Here is a 21,014-nt window from a genome sequence, read left to right as displayed (position 1 = left end):
AGACAACGCGTACATGGATGTGGGAGCTTCAACTCCGTTACTCATCAGTAGAGTTGGTGGGATTCCGAGCGTGAGGCCCGGTCGGGACGCGGGCCACGCCGGACTCGGGACGGCCGGCCCGCAGGCGGGAGAGGATCGGATGAGCACTTCGGAAGCGACCACACTGGACGAGCTGGTCGACACGGACCGCTACCCCCTCGCGGACCTCGACGGAGCCGGAGGGCGGTCCGTCCTCTCCCAGGCCAGGAAGGGCTTGCTGGCCGAGGGGTGCACCGTGCTGCCGGACTTCATCCGCCCGTCGCTTCAGCGGACGCTCCAGCAGGAGTGCGCGGACATCGCCCCGCGGGCGCACTACGACGTCGCGACGGTCAACGTCTACAACATGGCCGTCGGCCCCGACCTCCCCGAGGATCATCCGGGCCGCACGGCCTTCGAGCGGGGCAACGCCTTCGTCGCCCGCGACCGGATCCCCGGCGGCTCCCTCATCAGCCGCCTCTACTCCGACGAGACCTTCCAGCGCTTCATCGCCCGCTGCTTCGACCTGGACGAGCTGCACGAGCTGGAGGACCGGCTCTCCGGACTCGTGCTCAACGTCGTGGAGCCGGGCATGGAGCACCCCTGGCACTTCGACACCAACGAGTTCACCGTCAGCATGCTCACGCAGGAGGCCGAGGAGGGCGGGGTCTTCGAGTACTGCCCCAACATCCGGTCCGCGCAGGAGGAGAACTTCGACGGCGTGCGCGACGTGCTCCAAGGCCGGGGCGACGCCCGCACGCGGCGGCTGCTGCTGCGGCCCGGCGATCTCCAACTGTTCAAGGGCCGCTTCTCACTGCACCGCGTGAGCCCCGTGCGGGGGCGCCTCGCACGCCATTCGGCGATCTTCGCCTACAGCGAGCGGCCCGGCGTGGTGGGGAGCGTCTCGCGTACGCGGCAGCTCTTCGGGCGTGTGCTGCCGCAGCACCTGCAGGCCGAGGGCCGCGCCGTGCGGGGGGACCGGCTGCTCGACTGACTCCGGCGGAGGCGGAGCCGGAAACGGGTGTGCCCCCGGGGCCCCGGTACCCCGTGCTCCGCCTCGCACGCCACGCCCCGCCACGCCCTCCGCACACGCCCGCCGTGAACTCCCCCGCCACCCCCACAGGAGCAGTCCGTGCGCTTCGACGCCACCGGAAAAGTCACGCTCGACCACATCTACAACCAGCCCGATCCGCGGGCCTACTTCAGGGAGTTGCGCAAGCTCGACTACTGCGTGCCGCAGCAGGCCAAGCCCTACTTCGCGAAGCTCGTGGAGGAGTACCGGGACACCCGGCAGGTCGCCGTGCCCAAGGTGCTGGACATCGGCTGCTCGTACGGCATCAACGCCGCGCTGCTGAAGTACGACGTGACCATGGACGCGCTCTACGCCCGCTACTGCGACGAACACCTCGCCCCCGGCGCCGGCCCGGGCCACCACGCCGAGGAGACCCCCGAGGCCCTGCTCGCCCGCGACCGCAGGCTGGCCCGCTCCCACCGGCCGGTGCGGCCGGTCCGATTCACCGGTCTTGACACCTCGTCCAGCGCGCTCTCGTACGCGCTGGAGGCCGGTTTCCTCGACGACGCGGTCCACGCCGACCTGGAGAAGGACGAGCCTTCGCCGCGCCAGCGCGAGCAGTTCGCCGGCACCGACCTGGTGATCTCCACGGGCTGCATCGGATATGTCACCGAGCGCACCCTTACGCGTATCGTCCGCTCCATGGGAGACCGGCGGCCGTGGATGGCGCACTTCGTGCTGCGCATGTTCCCGTTCGGTCCGGTCGAACGGGCCCTGGAGGAGCTGGGATACAGCACCGTACGTGCCGACGACGTCTTCCGGCAGCGCCGGTTCGCGTCGCCGCAGGAGCAGGCGCAGGTGCTGGAGACGATGAAGGAGGCCGGGGTCGACGCGGACGGGCTGGAGGCCGACGGCTGGCTGCACGCACGGCTGTATCTCTCCCGTCCGAACGGCACCGCCGGATGGCCCTGGTCACCGGAGCGCCTCGCGCGGGAGACCGCGCCCCCGCCCGTCGAACCCTCCGGGCCTGCCGCACCGTCCGTACCCGTCAGACCGTCGGCCCCTGCCACACCGTCCGCCCCTGCCACACCGTCCGTACCTGTCACACCATCCGTCGACGAGCCGAAGTGAGAGCGGAATTGAACACCAGTCAGCCCAGCGCGTCCCAGGAAAGCGGAAGCGCGACGACCACCCCCACCTTCGCGCTGGAGGACTCCCTGCCGCGCGTGCCGCTGCCCACGCTGGAGGCCAGCTGCGAACGGCTCGTCGAATGGTGCGCGCCACTGCTCTCGCCGGAGGAACTGGCCGCGACGGAGAAGGAGTTGACGGCCTTCCTCGCGCCGGACGGTCCGGGCCGTACGCTGCACGCGGCGCTGGAGGAGTACGACTCCTCGGCGGGCGTGCACAGTTGGCTCGACACCTTCTGGCCGTACCGCTACCTCGGGCGGCGTGACCGCATCGCGCTCAACGCCAACTTCTTCTTCCTCTTCAGGGATTCGGACGAGCCGCAGGTCGAGCGCGCGGCCGGACTCATCGCGGGCGCCCTCCACTTCAAGCGGCAGATCGACGAGGAGACGATCCCGCCCGCCGTGCAGCGCGGCAGGCCGCAGTCGATGCAGCAGCTGAAGTACCTCTTCTCCAGCACCCGGATCCCGGGGACCGAGCAGGACTTCTCCCGTACGCCGTACTCGGACGACCGGCCCGGCCCGTCCCGTGCCCGCCACATCCTGGTCTTCTTCCGCGGCAACACCTTCCGCATGGACGTCGTCGGCGAGGACGGCGCGCCGCACAGCCTGGAGGACCTGGAGGCCGGGCTGCGCGACGTGATGAAGGCCGGAGCCGAACCGGCCGCCGCGGACGCCCCGGTGGGCCACCTCACCACCATGGCCCGCGCGGACTGGGCGCGGGCGCGCGCCTCGCTGCTGGACGTGGACCCGGGCAACGCCGGGGCGATGCGCACCGTCGAGGACGCGCTGTTCTGCGTCGCCCTGGAGGACTTCGCGCCCGCCGGCATCCAGGAGGCGTGCGACGAGCTGCTGCACGGGGACCGCGGGAACCGCTGGTTCGACAAGTCCGTCTCGTTCGTCGTCTTCGAGGACGGCCGCGCCGGGCTGAACGTGGAGCACTGCGAGCTGGACGGCACCACCATCCTCACCTTCGTCGACGCGCTGCTGCCCGTACCGGCGCAGGTGCACTCCGAGCAGTCGGGCGCCCGCACCCAGGGCCCGCCGGCGACCGAGCCCGTACGGTTCCGGCTGAACGACGCGCTGCGGGAGCAAGTGCGGTCCGCCGCCGAGGAGTTCGCCCAGTACGGGCGCGACACCGCGACCCGCACGGTCACCTTCGACGACTTCGGCAGCAACCACGCGAAGGCGCTCGGCGTCTCGCCGGACGCCTTCGTGCAGGCGGCCTACCAGCTGGCGCACCGCCGCGCCAAGGGGCGTCTGGGCGCCACGTACGAGTCGATCGCCACGCGCCAGTACAAGCACGGCCGTACTGAGGCGATGCGCGTCGTCACACCGGAGATGTTCGCGTTCGTGGACGCGATGGAGGACCCGGAGGCGGACGCGGCGACCCGGCGGGCGGCCTTCCGCGCGGCGGCGGACCGGCACGTCCGGCGCGCGAAGGAGTGCCAGGAGATCGAGGCGCCCGAACAGCACCTGTGGGAACTGGAGTTGATCCAGCGCCGCCGCGGCGACGAGCTGGGCGTGCCGGAGCAGCCCTCGCTGTACCGCAGCCCGGGCTGGCTGACGATGCGCGACGACTACCTGAGCACGAGCTCGGCGCCGTCCACCAACATCCAGTTCTTCGGCTTCGGTTCGACGAGCAGCCGCTGCATCGGCGTGGCGTACGTGCTGCTGCCGGAGCGCTTCAACCTGTATCTGAGCACCCCCCGCGGGGTGGCCGGCCAGATGCACGCGTTCGCGGAGAGCCTGCGGGGGGCGGTCGCCGAACTGCGGGCGCTGCTCGCGGAGTAGCCCCCGCACCCGCCGCGCCCCCGGGCCCCGGCCTTACCCGGCGTCCGCACCCCGGGGGGCGAGGGCCCGGCGCAGGATCGACGCCCGGGACCGGCACCGGCACGACCGGTGCCGGTCCCGTCGTGTCTCCGGCGGTGTCTCCAGTGGGCGCGCCGCCTGACGGCTCGTCATGATGACCGCGGGTCACGGCAGCGTCCCGCCCGCGTGACGGAAGACCCCCGAAGAGCCGGTACTGTACGGGCAGTTCAGTTCGGGGGGGTTGTGACGGATGCCGGACTCTCAGCGTTCACGGGCGAGTCGTGGCCGGGTGCCGGATGAGTGCTGACGCCGACCAGGGCGTGGACCCGCACCGGGTCGCCGAGATCCTCGTCGACTTCCGCGGCGACGGCGCACGGCGCGGTTCCGGATACCGCATCCACGGGACGGCGGTGCTCACGGCGGCGCATGTCGTGGCCGGTGCGAAGTCGCTCCGCGTACGGTTCGACGCCGGCCTCCCCTCGGAGTGGAGCACCGAGGCCACGCTGCGCTGGTCCTCCGCCCGGCACGACCTCGCGGTCCTCCGGATCGAGCCGCGGGCCGGCGAGGGGCACGAACACCTCCCCGGCGCCCGCTTCGGCCGCGTCACCGACCGGGCGGCGGTGCTGAACGTACAGGCGGTCGGCTTCCCCAGGTTCAAGCTCAGGTTGACCGGCGACGGTCCCCGCCCGGACGGCCCGCATCCGCCGGAGGCGGGGAACTGCTATCGCGACACACACCAGGTGGACGGCTCGGTCGCGGTGCTGTCCAACCGTCGGGGAGGCACCTTCGAAGTCACCGTGCCGGTGCCGCCCGCCGACCCCGGCGGGCACGTGTCGCCGTGGGAGGGCATGTCGGGCGCGGCGCTGTGGTGCGGCAGCCGCATCATCGGCGTGCTGGCCGAGCACCACCCGGGCGAGGGTCCCGGCCGGCTGACCGCCCGCCGGGTCGACCGCTGCATCGCGGATCTGCCCGCCGAGGACCGGGACGGGCTGGACGCGCTCGGCCCGGCGGTGCTGGATCCGCCCGGCGACGGCCTTCCCGTCTCCGGGTCAACGGCGGCCTGGCGGGCCCGACTGGCCGCCGTACGCGAGCTGTTCGCGCCCGCGCGGCTGCTCGACCGGGAGGAGGAGCTCTCCGAGCTGGTGGACTTCTGCGCGGGCGACCGGCCCTATCTGTGGTGGCAGGCGGGTCCCTGGGCCGGGAAGACGGCGCTGATGTCGTCGTTCGTGCTGGACGCGCCGAGCGGCGTCGACGTGGTGTCGTTCTTCGTCACGCGGCGGCACGGGCCGGGTGAGGCGGACAGCACGGCGTTCACCGAGTCCCTCGCGGCGCAGCTCTCCGCGCTGGCGGACCAGGAGGCGCCGGAGTCCGGTGGGTCCGGGCCGCGGCCGGGGGACCTCCGGCTGCTGTTCCAGGCGGCGGCCGACCGCGTGCGCGAGGCGGGGCGCGTGCTGCTCGTGATCGTCGACGGCCTCGACGAGGACTCGCCCGCCGACCCGGCCTCGCCGAGCATCGCGTCGCTGCTTCCCCGGCGTCCTCCCGCGAACATGCGTGTGCTGGTCTCCAGCAGACCGCACCCGCCGCTGCCCGTCGACGTGCCCGGGGACCATCCGCTCCGGTCGTGCCCCGTACGGGAGTTGCCGCCCTCACCTCACGCGCGGGCCCTCCAGGACGCGGCGGAGCACGAGCTCGGCACGGTGCTGCGCGGTACGGGCGTGGAGCGGCGGGTGCTGGGTCTGATCGTCGTCGCAGGGGGCGGGCTGAGCCGTACCGACCTCGCACAGCTCACGGGACGCGCGCCGCTGGAGATCGCCGACGTGCTGAAGGGCTCCGTGGGGCGCAGCGTCTCCGGGCGGCCCGTGCCCGCCGGGCAGACCGTCTACTTCTTCAGCCACGACACCCTCCGCGACACGGCCGAGCAGAGCTTCCGGGACGAGGAGACCGACGAACTGCGGGCACGGCTCCACGACTGGGCCGGCGCCTGGCACGAGCGGGGCTGGCCGGAGGACTCCCCCGGTTACCTGCTGCGGGACTATCCGCATCTGCTGCTCGCCGGGCACGACCGGGACCGGCTCGCGCGCTGCGCCACCGACCGGCGGCGGCACGAGCGGATGCGGCTGCGCACGGGAAACGACTACCTGGCCCTCACCGAGATCGGCATGGCGCACGACGTCAACGTACGCGCGGACGCCCCCGATCCGTCCCTCGCCCTGCGGCTGGCGCTGCTCCGGGACGAACTGGCCCGCCCCTACGAGGACATGCCGGTCTGCCTGCCCTCCGCGTGGGAACTGCTCGGCGAGCACACCCACGCGGAGGCGCTCGTCCGCTCCGTCGGCGACGAGACCCGGCGGCTGTGGGCGATGGGCAGGCTCGCGGAGACCATCGCGGGCGGCGGCGACCACGAGCGGGCCGAGACGGTGGCGGGGCTCATCGAGTACCCGAGGACCCGTACGGACACCCTCGCCCGGATCGCCCTGCGCGCCGGGGACCACGAGCGGGCAGAGGCGATCGCCATGAGCGGCGGAGAGTTCCCCGGGGAGCTGCTCACCGGTCTCGCCGTGGACGCCGAGTCCTCGGGCGACTGCGCGCGCGTCGACAGGCTCGCCTCCCTGAGCCGCTGGCCGTATCTCAGCGGCCTGCTGGCCCGTTGCGCCGTGGCCGCCGCCCAACGGGGCGACCACGAGCGGGCAGAGGCGCTGGCCCTGTCCATCAGCGGGGAGGACGCGGCCCTTTACCGGGCGGAGGCGCTCGTGGACGCGGCGACGGCCGCGGCCGGGCGTACGGACCGCGCCGGACGGGAAGCGGCACGTTCGCTGCGTGCCACGGCGGCGGGTCTCGTGCGGTCCGTCGAGGACGAAGGACCGCGCCTACACGTGCTGGCGCGGCTCGCGGCGTACGACCACGACTGGGACCTGGCCGAGAGGTACGAGGAAGAGGCCGAGACGTACGAGCATCTGCCGGAGGGCGAGTTCGACTGGCTGGTGGAGCTCGCCGCACGGGCAGGCGACTACGAGCGCGCGGAGGAACTCGCCCACGCACACCCCTCGTTGACGTCCCCGAGGCCGTTCGGACCGGTCCTGGTGGCCGAGTCGATGGCCGCCAACGGTGACTACGCGCAAGCCGAGCGGCTGGCCGGAACCCTTCCGAAGCCGACGGCGGCCGAGGCCTTCGCGCAGATCGCGCTGCGCGCCGCGACGGCGGGCGATCACGGCGACGCACGGCGCTCCCTCGCGGCCTGCGAGGAGGCGATGACCCCCGCCACCGACCCCGTGCTGCACGCCGACGGGATCGTCTCCGCCCTGCGGGCCCTGGACACGCCCACGTCCGCGACCGGCCAGGACGCGACCGGCCGGGACGCGACCGGCCAGGACGCGACCGGCCAACGCCGGGCCCGTGCACGGTCGTTGACCGGACTGGCCGAGGAGAAGGTGCGGCAGATCGCGGACCGGGAGCGCAGGAGGGCCGTGCTCGACCGGCTCGTACCGGCCGCGTGCGCAGCGGGCGAGGGCGAGCGGATGGAGCCGCTGCTGAGGTCGCTGGCCGCGCCGGTCGACGTGGCGCGCGGACTGTGCGTGCTCGCGGAGGACGCCGCGCGCTCCGGCGACCCGGACCGCGCCAGGACACTGCTCGGCGAGGCGCGTTCTCTCGCTCACGCCGCACCGGGGTCGGGCGCGCGGGAGGACGCGCTCGGACGGCTCGTGCGGGCGGCCGCCGCGGCCGACGAACCCGGCCTGGCCCAGGAGGCGTTCACCGCCCTCAGCGACCCGGAGGTGATGCAGAGAGCCGTCTCCGAGCTGGCGGAGTCGGCGCCCGACGCGGGCGCCCGGCACCGGCTGGAACGCTTCGCACGCACCGTCCCCGACCCGTACCACCACGGCATGGCCCACGTCGCGCTGGCGCGGGCGGCGGTCCGCGGCGACGAGCCCGACAGGGCGCGGCTGCTCCTGGACACCGCCCAACGCTCGGCGCGCATCTGCCTGGAGCTGCTGCTCCCGATCACGGACCCGCTGGACCGGATCAGCCCCGGGGTGCGTTGCGAGATCATCCTGACGGAGCTGATCAAGGCCGCGGCGGAGCTCGGCGAACGCCGGCTGGCCCGCGGCTTCATGGCCGAGGCCATGGACCTCGCGGCGCAGAACGACAACGCAATCACGCGCAGCAGCGACATCCGAAGTCTGCTGGCGGCCACGGACGGTGTGTGCGACGAGAAGGAGATCGCCTCGATGACCCGCCAGGCCCGTGCCGTCCTGACCCGCGTGCATCCCGCCGACCGGGACCGCGAACTCTCCTTTCTCGTACGGGATTTGAGCCGCATCGGGCAGTACGGTCCCGCCAGGGAGCTGACGTACGCCGTGGAGAGCCCCCACGAGCACGCGTACGCGCTCGCCGAACTCGCCACGGCCGTGGCCACCGCGGGCGGCACCGGCACCGGACGCCAGCTCCTCGGCGAGGCACGGACCGCGCTGGACGCCCGTACGGTCACCAACCCGGCCCACGCGCTGAAGACCATGGCGAAGGCCTACGCGCTCGTCGGCGAGCACGAGCTGGCGGACGAGTCCGCGTTCGCGCTGCACTCACGGCACGACCGGGCGGCGGCCCTCGTCGAACTGGCCGCCTTGGACCTCCGCGCCCGCGACGAGAGCAGCGCTCCCGCCGTCCGCGACCGCTGCGCCCTCCGGGCCACCCGGCGAGCGGCCGAGGCCCTGGCCTTCGAGGTCTGGACAGAGATCCACTGGATCTTCCAGGACGGCAGCGGCCCACTCTCGTTCGCGGTGGGCCTGGACCCGCGCTGCGCCGACGTCCTCCTCGAACTCGGCTCCACGCCGGGGCGCTGACGGGCGCGGCCTGCCCCTCGTACCGCCGGGCACAGCCCCGGACTCCGCTCCGAACTCCGGTCCGGCCTGCGGACCGAACTCCGGTACGCAGGCCGGAAGTCGGCACCGGAAGACGGCAGGTCACGCCGTGTTCCAGTGCGCCGCCCAGCGACTCTTCCAGCGGTACGCCCAACCCGGCCGGCCACAGTAGTCAGGCAGGGGGAAGCGATCGTCTCCGCCGAGGACTCTCTTCGCCGAGCGAGGAGAGCGGTCGGGGGGCTGCCGAGGCGGAACGACGGTCGCGCCGGGCCTGCACCGCTGCGTAGAGCGGCACGATCAGCGAGTGCAGGCCCGGCAAGTCCCGCCTACGGTCCGCCCCTACGGGCGCCGCCCCGCCCGTCCCCCGCGGTCAACTTCGCGTGCAGCGGCTCGAGTCCGGCGAGCAGGCTGCCGAGGGCGAGTTCGAAGCTGTCGCTGTCGATCTCCTCGGCGTGCGCCGGGATCAGATGCGCCTGCACGAGGTTGGGGTAGCGCTCGAAGTAGACGCGGGTGTCGTCCGCGAAGCCGCTCGCGAACGGCGTGGTGGTGGCACCGACGACCAGGTACTTCACCGAGGCGGCGATCATCGTCGCGTAGCGCGGCGGCCAGCCGTCCCCCACCAGCCCGCCGTGCACCGCGTCGGCCATGGCCAGGAAGTCCTCGCGCCTGCCCGTGCCCGCCGCCACCACGGGTGCTGCGTTGGGGTGCCTGCTGAGCGCCGCGTGGTACGACCTGCCCCACGCCTCCAGCCCCGCGCGCCAGCCCCTGCTGAAGGCGGAGGTGTCCACCTGCCGCGTGAGCAGGTTGGCGACGGCGTCCAGGACGGCGTCCTTGTTGGGGAAGTGGCTGTAGAGGGAGGCGGCCTTCACATCGAGCCTCAGCGCGAGGTTCCGCATGGAGAGGGAGCCGATGCCTCCGGCGTCGATCAGCTCCAGCGCGGCGTCCCGGATGCGCTCGCGGCTGAGGAGGGGCGATTTCGGACGTGGCATCGGTCGTGGGCTCCTTGTGAAAACTAACGCCGTAAGGTTAGCGTGCGCGTACGAGGAGACCTGACGCCGTTCGCGAACACGAGGAGATCTCCGTGCCGCCCGTCACCCCACAGACCCCGCTCGGACTCTTCGGCACCGAGGCCCTGATCGGCGAGGAGGACCGCGCGATCCGGGACACCGTACGGCAGTACGTCGCGGACAAGGTGCGCCCGAAGCTCGCCGGCTGGTACGAGGCGGGCTCCGTCCCCGCGCGCGAACTGGCAAAGGAACTGGGCTCGTTGGGCGTCCTCGGCATGCACCTGGAGGGCTACGGCTGCGCGGGCACCAGCGCCACCGCCTACGGACTGGCCTGCATGGAGCTGGAGGCGGGCGATTCGGGGCTGCGCTCCCTGGTCTCCGTGCAGGGCTCGCTCGCGATGTTCGCGATCTGGAAGTACGGCAGTGAGGAGCAGAAGCAGCAGTGGCTGCCGCGCATGGCCGCCGGCGACGCCATCGGCTGCTTCGGCCTGACCGAGCCGGACTTCGGCTCCAACCCCGCCGGCATGCGTACGCGCGCGAGGCGCGACGGCTCCGACTGGGTGCTCGACGGCACCAAGATGTGGATCACGAGCGGCTCGGTCGCCGACGTCGCCGTCGTATGGGCCCGTACGGACGACGGCGCGGGCAAGGTCCGCGGCTTCCTCGTACCCGCGGGCACGCCCGGCTTCTCCGCGCCGGAGATCAAGCAGAAGATGTCGCTGCGCGCGTCGGTGACCTCCGAACTCGTCCTGGACGGCGTCCGGTTGCCCGAATCGGCGGTCCTTCCGGAGGCCTCCGGGCTCTCCGGCCCGCTGTCGTGTCTCAACGAGGCGCGCTACGGCATCGTCTTCGGCGCGCTCGGCGCGGCACGCGACTGCCTGGAGACGACCCTCGAATTCGCCCGGCAGCGGGAGATCTTCGACAAGCCGCTGGCCGCCTACCAGCTCTCCCAGGCCAAACTCGCCGACATGTCACTGGAGTTGGGCAAGGGCATGCTGCTGGCCCTGCATCTGGGCGCGCTCAAGGACGCGGGCACGCTGCGGCCCGAGCAGGTCAGCCTCGGCAAGCTCAACAGCGTCCGCGAGGCGATCGCCATCGCCCGCGAGTGCCGCACGCTGCTCGGCGCCGCCGGGATCACCCTGGAGTACCCGGTGATGCGGCACGCCAACAACCTTGAGTCCGTGCTGACTTACGAGGGCACCTCCGAGGTGCACCAGCTGATCGTGGGGCAGGCGCTCACCGGCGAGGCGGCGTTCCGCTGAGCCTGCCCCGCCCGGCACGCTCCGGCACCCCGGCACGGGTCCGGCACCCCGGCGCGCCCCGGCGCATGGCCCCGCATCCGCCCGGCGCGTCCCGCCTACCCGGCGGGCACCCGGCGGGCGATCACCTGCACGCTGCGGGTGGTCTCTCCCTGATGCAGCGTGGCGGTCGGCGTCGAGCGCTCCTCGACGGCCTCGAAGCCGTGCGCGTGCAGCAACTCCCGTAGCTCCTCGGGCCGGTGGTGCCGGAAGAGCCCGCCGTCGGGCGTGGAGAAGACGCCATAGGGACGGTTCGGGTCAGCGGCCGACGCCGCCTCGTAGCGCCGCACATGGTGCTCGTCGCTCTGCAACGGCACGTCGCTGAGGTAGAGCACCCCCGACGGCCGTACCAGACGGGCCAGTTCGGACAGGAGCACCTCCTGGTCCTCGTCGCCGGTGACGACGCCGAGGATGACGAAGAGCAGCGCGGCGTCGAAGCTGCCGGCCTCGAACGGCAGCGGCAGCCCGTCGATATGGGCGAGCGGCAGCTCCGGATGCTCCTGCCGTCCGCGCTCGATCAGGGCCCGGGACGGGTCCGCCCCGTGCACGTCGCGGTAGCCCAGCTCCACGAGCTGCGCCGTCAGCCGCCCGTAGCCGCATCCGTAGTCGAGGATCCGCGAGTCGCGCGGCACGTACTGCTCCAGCAGCCCGCGGTCGAGGGGATGGGTGAAGGTCTTCGTCGCGCCGGTGCCCTCCCAGAAGCGGTGCACGGCGGGGCGGGCGGATCGCTCGGATCGGGACATGCCGGAAGGCTACCGGGGCGGCTCGCCCCTCCGACGCGCGAAATCCGGCCTCGGCGGGACGGTGCAGTGCCGTGCAGTGCCGTGCAGTGCCGTGCCGCCCCCCGCCGCAACTGCCGCGGGCCGCACCCCCGTTGACGGGAGGCGCGGCCCGCGGCGTCGCTTCGGCCCGGGTGCCGGATCAGCCGAGCGCCGCCAGCGCGTCGTTGAAGGTCTTCGACGGACGCATCACCGCCGACGCCTTCGCCGCGTCCGGCCAGTAGTAGCCGCCGATGTCCGCCGGCGAGCCCTGCACCGCGATCAGTTCGTCGACGATGGCCTGCTCCTGCTCGCCGAGCGTGCGGGCGAGATCGGCGAAGGCCGCGGCGAGCTGCGCGTCCTCGCTCTGCCCGGCCAGCTCCCGCGCCCAGTACAGGGCGAGGTAGAAGTGGCTGCCGCGGTTGTCGAGGCCGCCGAGCCTGCGCGTCGGGGACTTGTTCTCGTGCAGGAACGTCGCGGTCGCCCTGTCGAGGGTGTCGGCGAGGATCTGCGCGCGTGCGTTGCCCGTCTTCTGCGCCAGGTGCTCGAAGCTCACGGCGAGCGCGAGGAATTCGCCGAGGCTGTCCCAGCGCAGGTAGTTCTCCTTGACGAGCTGCTGCACGTGCTTGGGCGCCGAGCCGCCGGCGCCGGTCTCGAAGAGCCCGCCGCCGTTGATGAGCGGCACGACCGACAGCATCTTGGCGCTGGTGCCCAGCTCCAGGATGGGGAAGAGGTCGGTCAGGTAGTCGCGCAGCACGTTGCCCGTCACGGAGATCGTGTTCTCACCGCGGCGGATGCGCTCCAGGGAGAACGCGATCGCCTCGACGGGCGACATGATCTCGATGCGCAGCCCGTCCGTGTCGTGCTCGGGGAGGTACTGGCGCACCTTCGCGATGAGGTTCGCGTCGTGCGCGCGGCCCTCGTCCAGCCAGAACACCGCGGGGTCGCCGGTCGCGCGGGCGCGGGTGACGGCGAGCTTGACCCAGTCCCGTACGGGCACGTCCTTGGTCTGGCACATGCGGAAGATGTCGCCGGCGCTGACGGCCTGCTCCAGTACGGCGTTCCCGGCGGCGTCGAGGACCCGCACGGTGCCGGTGGCGGGGATCTCGAAGGTCTTGTCGTGGCTGCCGTACTCCTCGGCCTTCTGCGCCATCAGGCCGACGTTGGGCACCGATCCCATCGTGGCCGGGTCGTACTGGCCGTTGGCGCGGCAGTCGTCGATCACGGCCTGGTAGATGCCGGCGTAGCTGCTGTCCGGGATGACGGCGAGGGTGTCCTGCTCCTGGTCGTCCTTGTTCCACATGTGGCCGGACGTACGGATCATCGCGGGCATGGACGCGTCGACGATGACGTCGCTCGGGACGTGCAGGTTGGTGATGCCGCGGTGGGAGTCGACCATCGCGAGGTCCGGCCCCTGGGCCAGCTCCGCCTCGAAGGACTCCTTGATCTTCGTGCCCTCGGGCAGGGACTCCAGGCCCTTGAAGATGCCGCCCAGCCCGTCGTTCGGGGTGAGGCCGGCCGCGGCGAGCGTCTGCCCGTACTCGGCGAACGTCTTCGGGAAGAACGCGCGGACGACGTGGCCGAAGATGATCGGGTCGGAGACCTTCATCATCGTGGCCTTCAAGTGCACCGAGAACAGGACGCCTTCGGCCTTGGCGCGGGCGACCTGCGCGGTGAGGAACTCCCGCAGCGCCGCGACGCGCAGCACCGCCGCGTCGACGATCTCGCCCGCCAGCACGGGCACCGACTCGCGCAGCACGGTGGTGGTGCCGTCGTCGGCGGCCAGCTCGATGCGCAGCGAGCCGTCCTCGGGGACGATCACGGACTTCTCGGTGGAGCGGAAGTCGTCGCCGTCCATGTGCGCGACGTTCGTCTTCGACTCCGCGGACCAGGCGCCCATGCGGTGCGGGTTGGAACGGGCGTACTCCTTCACGGACGCGGGCGCCCGGCGGTCGGAGTTGCCCTCACGGAGCACCGGGTTCACGGCGCTGCCCTTGACCTTGTCGTAGCGGGCGCGGATGTCGCGCTCCTCGTCGGTCTTGGGCTCGTCCGGATAGTCGGGCAGCGCGTAGCCCTTCTCCTTCAGCTCGGCGATCGCCGCCTTCAGCTGCGGGATCGAGGCCGAGATGTTCGGCAGCTTGATGATGTTGGCCTGCGGGGTGCGGGCCAACTCGCCGAGGTTGCCGAGCGCGTCCTCGACGCGCTGCTCGGGCTCCAGCCACTCGGGGAAGTGGGCCATGATCCGCCCGGCCAGGGAGATGTCGCGGCTCTCGACACCGACCCCCGCGGTCGAGGCGTACGCCCTGACCACGGGCAGGAACGAATACGTCGCCAGGGCCGGGGCCTCGTCGGTGTCCGTATAGATGATGGTCGAGTCAGTCACCGGTACTCCGCTCCACGTGCTCCATGTCTACATCGTCTCGACGTCAAGATATCCCGTTCCGGAGCGGGCCCGGAAACCAGCCCCCGGGACGGAGGGGCCTCGGCCGCCCCTCCTCGGCGGGCACGCCTGGCACGGCACGACCGGACACCGGCTCATCGAGGAAAGCAAGCGTGACCCCTTCGCGGGGATCGGCAAGCCGGAACCGCTCAAGGGCGATCTCAGCGGCTACTGGTCCCGGCGGATCGACGACGAGCACAAGCTGGTCTACCGGGCCGAGGGCGACGAACTCATCGTGGTCCAGGCCCGTTACCACTACTGAGCCGGGCGGCTCGTCCGATACGCACCGTCGCCATGGAGACCGTCGCGGCGAGCGGCGTGCGAGACAACTCGGCGGCGTCTCCGGCCGGTTGGCGTAAACGGTCCCGAAGTGGCCTGCGCGCGGGCCGAAACGGAGCGTGCAGCGGTCGAAACGGCTCCGCTCGGAAGTTGACAACTATCGCACTGGTACCTGACAGCACGGCTACATTGGTATCGACCAGCCGACTGCGCGCCCGGGAGCCGCGCGCGGGCGGCATCGCGAGGGAACACGTCGCGACGGATTCCACTGAGGGGGCCGGCGATGGCAGGACTGAGATGCTCCAGATGCGGTGCCCGCATCCAGGTGGACGGCACGTCGACGTGCTCGTGCGCGCCCATAGCCGCCGGCGACGTCGTGCCGGCGACCTTCGAACCCTTCCGTCCGCGTCCCGAGGACGCCCCGTCCGGGCACACCGTGGACGCCACGGACCCCAAGCGGGGAGGACTCCGGCACGGGACGGGCCGCCCGCGTGACAAACGGCGCGGCAGGAGCCTCGCCGTGGGAGTCGCAGCGGCGATGACGCTCGGGGCGGTGGGCTTCGCGCTGGATTCCATGGGCTCGGGCCACGAGGCAGGGGGAGGCGGCGGCCGGCCCGCGGTCTCGGTCTCGCCCGACCCGGACGTCGTGGCACGCAAGGTGACCGAAAAGGCGAACAAGACCCAGCCCGACGAGGATCCGGGCACGGTCCGGCCCTCGCAGTCCGGGGACCACGGCATGTGGCCCATGGGCAAGGGACACGGGAAGCACCCCGGGCCCGCGCCCCGGCCCTCCGCGCCGCACGGCGGCGGTCCCGCGCCGTCGCAGCCCGGCGACGAGGCGGCAGGCGGCGCCTCGCAGGGCGGTGGCACGGGCAACGGCGGTACGGCCGACGGCGGCAGCTCCGACGGCGGCTCCACCGGCGCCCCGGGCGGGGACGACGGCGGATCGTCGGACGGCGGCGGTGGCGACGACAACGGGTCGGGCGGGCTGCTCGGCGGACTCTTCGGCGCACTCTTCGGCGGCGGAGACGACGACCAGCACCAGGACGACGGCCACAGCGACGGCAACGGACACGGCAACGGACACGGTCACTTCCCGGGTCACGCCCCGGGCGGCGGCCACGGTCACGTCGGCCATGGCAAGGGTCCCGGCGGGGTCCACGGACATCACTGAGCCTGCCCGGTGAGGGCTACGGGGACGGGGCCCCGCCGTTCGGCGCCCACCAGTGCCGACCAGTGGCGTTCGGCGCCCGCCGGTGCCGTTCGGCGCCGATCAGTGGCGTCCGCTGCCACCCACTGCCGTCCAGTGGGCGTTCTGCCGCGTCCGCGGTTCCGAATCAGGCTGCGCGCACGGTGAGTTCGGCGGAGGTTCCGGCACGTGTGCGATGCGGCGCGGTCGCCCGCCCTCGCGCCCCCACGAACGTCACGGCCGGGCCCGGCCCGACTCCCTCCCGCACCCCGCGCACGTCATGGCCGAGCCCGGTCCTGCCCGTCTGCCCGCCGGGCACCTGCCCGTACATGGCATCCTTGCGCACTGGCCGGGCGGGCCCGCCACGCTCGACCACGGCCGCCGTTCCCAGCCCGAAGGACCTTCTGCCGGAGCCCGTATGACGTACGACATCGAATTGTTCCGAGCGCAGTTCCCCGCTCTCGCGACCGGAACGGCGTTCTTCGACGGGCCCGGCGGGACCCAGACGCCCCGCCCCGTCATCGAGGCGATGGCGCACGCGCTCGCGGGCCCGCTCTCCAACCGCGGCCACGGCAACCCGGCCGAGCGCAACGCGGAGACGATCGTCGCCGAGGCCCGGCACGCGCTCGGCGATCTGCTCGGCGCCGACCCTTCGGGCGTCGTCTTCGGGCGCAGCGCGACGCAGCTCGCCTACGACTTCTCCCGTACGCTCGCGAAGTCCTGGTCGCCGGGCGACGAGGTCGTGGTGACACGGCTCGACCACGACTCCAACATCCGCCCGTGGGTCCAGGCCGCGGAGCAGGCCGGGGCCACGGTGCGGTGGGCCGGATTCGACCCGGACGACGGCGAGTTGAGGGCCGAGGCGATAGCGGAGGTCCTCTCACCGCGGACCCGGCTGGTCGCCGTCACCGGCGCCTCCAACCTCATCGGCACGCGCCCGCCCGTCCCGGAGATCGCGCGGCTCGTCCACGAAGCGGGCGCGCTGCTGTACGTCGACGGCGTGCATCTCACCGCCCACTCCCTCGTCGATCTGGACGAGCTGGGCGCGGACTTCTACGCCTGCTCCCCGTACAAGTTCCTCGGCCCGCACATGGGCGTGCTCGCCGCACGGCCGCAGCTGCTGGAGACCCTGGCGCCCGACAAGCTGCTGCCCTCGACGGACGCCGTTCCAGAGCGCTTCGAGTACGGCACGCTGCCGTACGAGATGCTCGCCGGCGCCCGCGCGGCGGTCGACGTCCTCGCGGCACCCGGCGCACACCCGGAACGCGACCGCCGCGAGCAACTCGTCGCCGCCTTCGAGCTGTTGGGCAAGCACGAGGAGTCGCTGCGCTCCCGCATCGAGGACGGTCTGGCGGGGCTGCCGGCGGTCCGTGTGCACTCGCGGGCGGCCGTGCGCACGCCGACGCTGCTGCTGACCCTCGACGGTCGCGAAACCCGTGACGCCGCACACCACTTGGCGCAGCGCGGCGTCAACGCGCCCTCCGGGTCCTTCTACGCGCTGGAGGCCTCCCGGCACCTCGGCCTCGGCGACGACGGCGGACTGCGCGTCGGGCTCGCCCCGTACAGCAACACGGAGGACGTGGACCGGCTGCTGGAGGGGCTGGCGGACTTCCTGCGCTGACCTGCCGGGCCGGGATCCCGCGCCGGCGCGCTCCCCCGGCTCCTCCGGCTCCCCGACCCCTCCGACTCCGTTGGCTCGTAAGGCCGTTGCGCCGCCGGCGGCCCGGCTGCCAGCTTGGAGTGCAGGCGACGCTGTGCCCGCAGGGGGATTGGAGCCGCCGTGTTGCTTCGCAGTACGGGGAATACGGGGAGTACGGGGTGTACGGGTCCCGGCCGCACGCCACGCGTGACGGGAGCCCGGAGATGAGGCCGCACCGGGAGGCGGCGGGCGGCGGCGACCGCGACGGCGCCGGAGACGACGGGGACGCCCCAGGCGACGGGGACGGCAGGGACGGCGAGGGCGCCGGTGCGGGCGCCGGTGAGGGCGGGCCGGACCGGTCGGCACCCGAGGACACTCGCTACTCGGCGAAGGCCTCGGGACTGGCCCACGCCCAGCTCCTCCGCTATCCCGACGGCTCCCCCGTACCCGGCGACGGCCCCGGGATCGGGACCGGCAACGGCCCCGACGTCGGACACGGCATCGGCCGCGACGTCGGACACCGCGTCGGACACGAGCCCGAACGCATCCCCGTGACCGGCCACAACGTCTACGTCGACCTCGCCGCGAGCGGCACCGCCGAGCTCGTCATGGAGGGCCTGCGCGCCGAGGTGCTCGCACGCCGCCCCCTGGAACCCGGGACGGTGGGCCCGGCTCCCGGGCCCGCGTCCGCGCCGGACCGCTGCGAGCCCGTGGTCACCCCGGACGTCGAGGTGTTCCTCGACGAGGACCCGCCGCTGGTGCGCCGGGCTCTCGACGGAGACGGCGCCCCCGCGTGGCCCGAGTTCGGGCTTCCGCTGCGGCTGGGCCCCGGCCGGGAGACGCGCGTGGTGCTGGCCCCCCACACCGGCGACCGCGGACTGGTCGACTGGCGGCTCATCGCCGACGTCACGTGCGGCGGCCGCCGCAGCAGCCCGCAATGGGACTTCCAGGTGACCGCGGAGACCGGCCGCCGGTCCTTCCGTACGGACGGCGGCGAGGAGCCCGCGCCCGCGCACGACGCCACCGCGCACTGGAAACCGGCCTGGCCGCCGGGGAGTTCGCCCCGCCCGGGCGGCGACGGCCCGTACGGCGGTGAGACCTACGGCAGGGACCCGCACGAGGCCCGCTATCTGCGCTCGCGCCGCGAGGGGGACTTCGTACGGTCCGTGAGAGAACTGCTGGGCATGCGCGTCTGGTTGCCGCTCGGCGGGCACGGGCGGGACTTCACCGTGGCCCACCGGGACGGCGAGAGGCTCGTACGCGCCTATACGTCGGCGGACCGCGCCGGAAGGCTGCCGCGACCGCCGGACGAGCCCGCGACCGTGCAGGTGCGCCGTTTCGCAGATCTGGTGCGGCTGTGGCGCCATCCGGAGATCGGCCTGGTGATCAATCCGGACGGCGAATCGGAACTGCGGATCCCGCGGAGCCTGTTCCACCGCGTGATACGGATCCAGGACGGCGGCACCGGCTGAGCTCGCCACCGCGAGCGGCGCAGGGCGGGCGGCACAGGTCGGCGGAGACAGTGCGGTCGGCACAGAACAGTCGGCGCAGGACCGCGAAAACAGGGCGGCTGAGGTGATCCGGGTCGTGGTCCGGCTGACGTAGCGCATCGGCCCGGATGCCGGGCGTGACGCCCGGCCGCGGATCGTCGCTTTTCGCGGCGTCCGATCCGTCGCGATGCGCAGCCGCAGCTGCCAGGCTCCTGCCATGAGCAGACACACACCTTCCCCGCTCTCCTCCGGCTCCTCCGCCGGGACACCGGAAACGGAACGGGACTCGGAGCACGGCACGGAGCCGGACTCGGAGCCGGGCACGGAGCGGGACCGAGCCGGAGCCCGGCTCTGGCGCCGCCCGCACCCGCACCCGCGCCCGCACCTCCGTCCGCACCTCCGTCCGCGCGCCCGTCTCGGTGCGAGGATCGTCGCCGTCGCCGCCGGGCTGGCGCTGGTGCTCGGCACGGGCGGCGCCGCCGGGGCCCGTACCGCCGGGCCGCCGCCCACCTGGGACAAGGCCGTCGACCGGGCCCTCGCCGACAAGCGGCTGAAGGGCGCGGCGGCGAGCGTCGTCATCAGCGACGCGAAGAGCGGCCGGGTGCTCTACGAACGCGACCCCGGCAGGCGGCTGATGCCCGCCTCCAACACGAAGCTGCTGACCTCGGCGGCCGCGATGGACGTGCTCGGTCCCGGCTACCGCTACCGGACCGACGTGCTCGCCGACGGCGACCGGGACGGCGGACGCCTCGACGGCGACCTGTACGTACGAGGCACCGGCGACCCGACGCTGCTCGCGAAGGACTACGACGCTCTCGCCGCCGACGTCGCCGACTCCGGCATCGAGGAGGTGACGGGCCGGCTCGTCGCGGACGACACCCGCTTCGACTCGGAGCGGCTCGGGCGCTCCTGGGCCGCAGACGACGAGTCCGCGTACTACTCCTCGCAGATCTCCGCGCTGAGCCTCGCGCCCGATACCGACTACGACGCGGGCTGCGTCATCGTCGAGATCGTCCCGGGCAGCGGGCCGGGTGAGAAGCCGAAGGTCGAGGTCACGCCGTCCAATCGCTACGTCGACGTGGAGAACGCCGCCACCACCGTGGACAAGGACGGCTCGGACACGCTGACCGTGCAGCGTGAGCACGGCGGCAACAAGGTCACGGTCAGCGGCGGCATCCCCGCGGGCGCCGACCCGAAGAAGGAGTGGACGAGCGTCTGGGAGCCCACCGGCTACGCCGCCTCCGTCTTCGCGGACGCGCTGAAGCGGCACGGCGTACGGGTCGGGGGCCGCACCGAGCTGGGCAGGGCGACGCCCGCCGGCGCGCGCCGCGTCGGCCGCCATACGTCGATGCCGCTGGCCGAACTCAGCGTGCCTTTCCTGAAGTTGTCCAACAACAACCACGCCGAGGTCCTCACCAAGACCATGGGCCTGGAGACGAAGGGCAAGGGGCACGGCACGTGGAGCGCCGGACTCGCGGCGATCCGCGGCTTCCTGAAGAAGGAGGGCGTGGACACCCGGACGCTGCGCCAGGTCGACGGCTCGGGGCTGTCCCGCATGGACAACGTCTCGGCCGGGCACATCGCCACGCTTCTCCACTCGGTGCGGAAGAAGCCGTGGTTCAAGCAGTGGTACGACGCGCTGCCCGTCGCCTGCGCCGGGGACCGGATGAAGGGCGGCACCCTGCGCTCCCGCATGTGCGACACACCCGCCGAGGGCAACGCGCACGCCAAGACGGGCTCGCTGACGGGGGCTTCGGGACTGTCGGGCTACGTCACCGACGCCGACGGCCGCGAACTGGCGTACAGCATCGTCACGAACAACTATCTCGCCGAGTCGGTGAAGGACATCGAGGACGAGATCGTGGTGACGCTCGCGTCGTACGGCAAGGACGGCAAGGTCCGCGGGACCCCGGAGAAGCGAGGCGCGGGCCGGGACGACGGCGACCATGCGCCGTCGCCCACCTTCGGCCTGGAGTGCACCTGGACGAAGCCGGCGCGCTGCTGACGGCGGACGTACGGAGCGGGTGTCGCGCCCCCC

General features: G+C 72.8%; 13 protein-coding genes. 10 read left to right on the top strand and 3 right to left on the bottom strand.

Annotated elements, in window-relative coordinates:
• The first annotated feature begins 139 nt into the window (after positions 1-139).
• The 4 genes from HCC61_RS03990 to HCC61_RS03975 all read left to right on the top strand — a co-directional run bounded on the left by HCC61_RS03990 (position 140) and on the right by HCC61_RS03975 (position 8,858).
• On the top strand, positions 140-1,009 hold the full coding sequence (locus HCC61_RS03990; RefSeq protein ID WP_169133766.1) for an arpA protein: 870 nt from the start codon (positions 140-142) through the stop codon (positions 1,007-1,009).
• A gap of 138 nt (positions 1,010-1,147) precedes the next feature.
• Entirely contained in the window at positions 1,148-2,158 is a 1,011-nt protein-coding gene (locus HCC61_RS03985) for a class I SAM-dependent methyltransferase (protein WP_240968371.1), read from the top strand.
• An 8-nt stretch (positions 2,159-2,166) separates the two neighbouring features.
• Positions 2,167-4,005, top strand: a complete 1,839-nt coding sequence (locus HCC61_RS03980) for a choline/carnitine O-acyltransferase (protein WP_206321961.1) — start codon at positions 2,167-2,169, stop codon at positions 4,003-4,005.
• A gap of 314 nt (positions 4,006-4,319) precedes the next feature.
• The gene (locus tag HCC61_RS03975) at positions 4,320-8,858 is read left to right on the top strand and encodes a trypsin-like peptidase domain-containing protein (protein ID WP_169133765.1); all 4,539 of its coding nucleotides are present in this window, start codon (positions 4,320-4,322) and stop codon (positions 8,856-8,858) included.
• 344 nt (positions 8,859-9,202) lie between these two features.
• Here the strand turns inward: HCC61_RS03975 and HCC61_RS03970 are convergent, their stop codons facing one another.
• The gene (locus tag HCC61_RS03970) at positions 9,203-9,865 is read right to left on the bottom strand and encodes a TetR family transcriptional regulator (protein WP_169133764.1); all 663 of its coding nucleotides are present in this window, start codon (positions 9,863-9,865) and stop codon (positions 9,203-9,205) included.
• Positions 9,866-9,951: 86 nt separating this feature from the next.
• Here HCC61_RS03970 and HCC61_RS03965 point away from each other — a divergent pair, with 86 nt between their 5' ends.
• A complete protein-coding gene (locus HCC61_RS03965) occupies positions 9,952-11,145 on the top strand; it encodes an acyl-CoA dehydrogenase family protein (RefSeq protein WP_346777019.1) in 1,194 nt (397 codons plus the stop codon).
• A gap of 95 nt (positions 11,146-11,240) precedes the next feature.
• Here the strand turns inward: HCC61_RS03965 and HCC61_RS03960 are convergent, their stop codons facing one another.
• Complete coding sequence (locus HCC61_RS03960) at positions 11,241-11,924, bottom strand: class I SAM-dependent methyltransferase (protein ID WP_169133762.1); 684 nt, start codon at positions 11,922-11,924, stop codon at positions 11,241-11,243.
• Positions 11,925-12,102: 178 nt separating this feature from the next.
• Positions 12,103-14,322, bottom strand: coding sequence for an NADP-dependent isocitrate dehydrogenase (locus HCC61_RS03955; RefSeq protein ID WP_169133761.1), 2,220 nt, complete (start codon positions 14,320-14,322; stop codon positions 12,103-12,105).
• Between the two features lie 16 nt (positions 14,323-14,338).
• On the opposite strand from HCC61_RS03955, the gene HCC61_RS31420 reads away from it, so the two are divergent.
• From HCC61_RS31420 to dacB, 5 genes are all read left to right on the top strand, one after another.
• A complete protein-coding gene (locus HCC61_RS31420) occupies positions 14,339-14,641 on the top strand; it encodes a Txe/YoeB family addiction module toxin (protein ID WP_346777005.1) in 303 nt (100 codons plus the stop codon).
• A 300-nt stretch (positions 14,642-14,941) separates the two neighbouring features.
• A complete protein-coding gene (locus HCC61_RS03945; protein WP_169133760.1) occupies positions 14,942-15,832 on the top strand; it encodes a hypothetical protein in 891 nt (296 codons plus the stop codon).
• 433 nt (positions 15,833-16,265) lie between these two features.
• On the top strand, positions 16,266-17,468 hold the full coding sequence (locus HCC61_RS03940; RefSeq protein ID WP_169133759.1) for a cysteine desulfurase-like protein: 1,203 nt from the start codon (positions 16,266-16,268) through the stop codon (positions 17,466-17,468).
• Between the two features lie 242 nt (positions 17,469-17,710).
• Complete coding sequence (locus HCC61_RS31160; RefSeq protein WP_169133758.1) at positions 17,711-18,958, top strand: SseB family protein; 1,248 nt, start codon at positions 17,711-17,713, stop codon at positions 18,956-18,958.
• A gap of 235 nt (positions 18,959-19,193) precedes the next feature.
• Positions 19,194-20,981 (top strand): D-alanyl-D-alanine carboxypeptidase/D-alanyl-D-alanine-endopeptidase, encoded by a 1,788-nt coding sequence (dacB, locus tag HCC61_RS03930; protein ID WP_169133757.1) that lies wholly within the window; start codon positions 19,194-19,196, stop codon positions 20,979-20,981.
• Positions 20,982-21,014: the final 33 nt, after the last annotated feature.

Source organism: Streptomyces sp. HNM0575, from assembly GCF_012726265.1.
GTDB lineage: Bacteria > Actinomycetota > Actinomycetes > Streptomycetales > Streptomycetaceae > Streptomyces.
The sequence above is the reverse complement of the archived record's forward strand: the minus strand, read 5'-3'. Positions and strand labels throughout refer to the sequence as shown.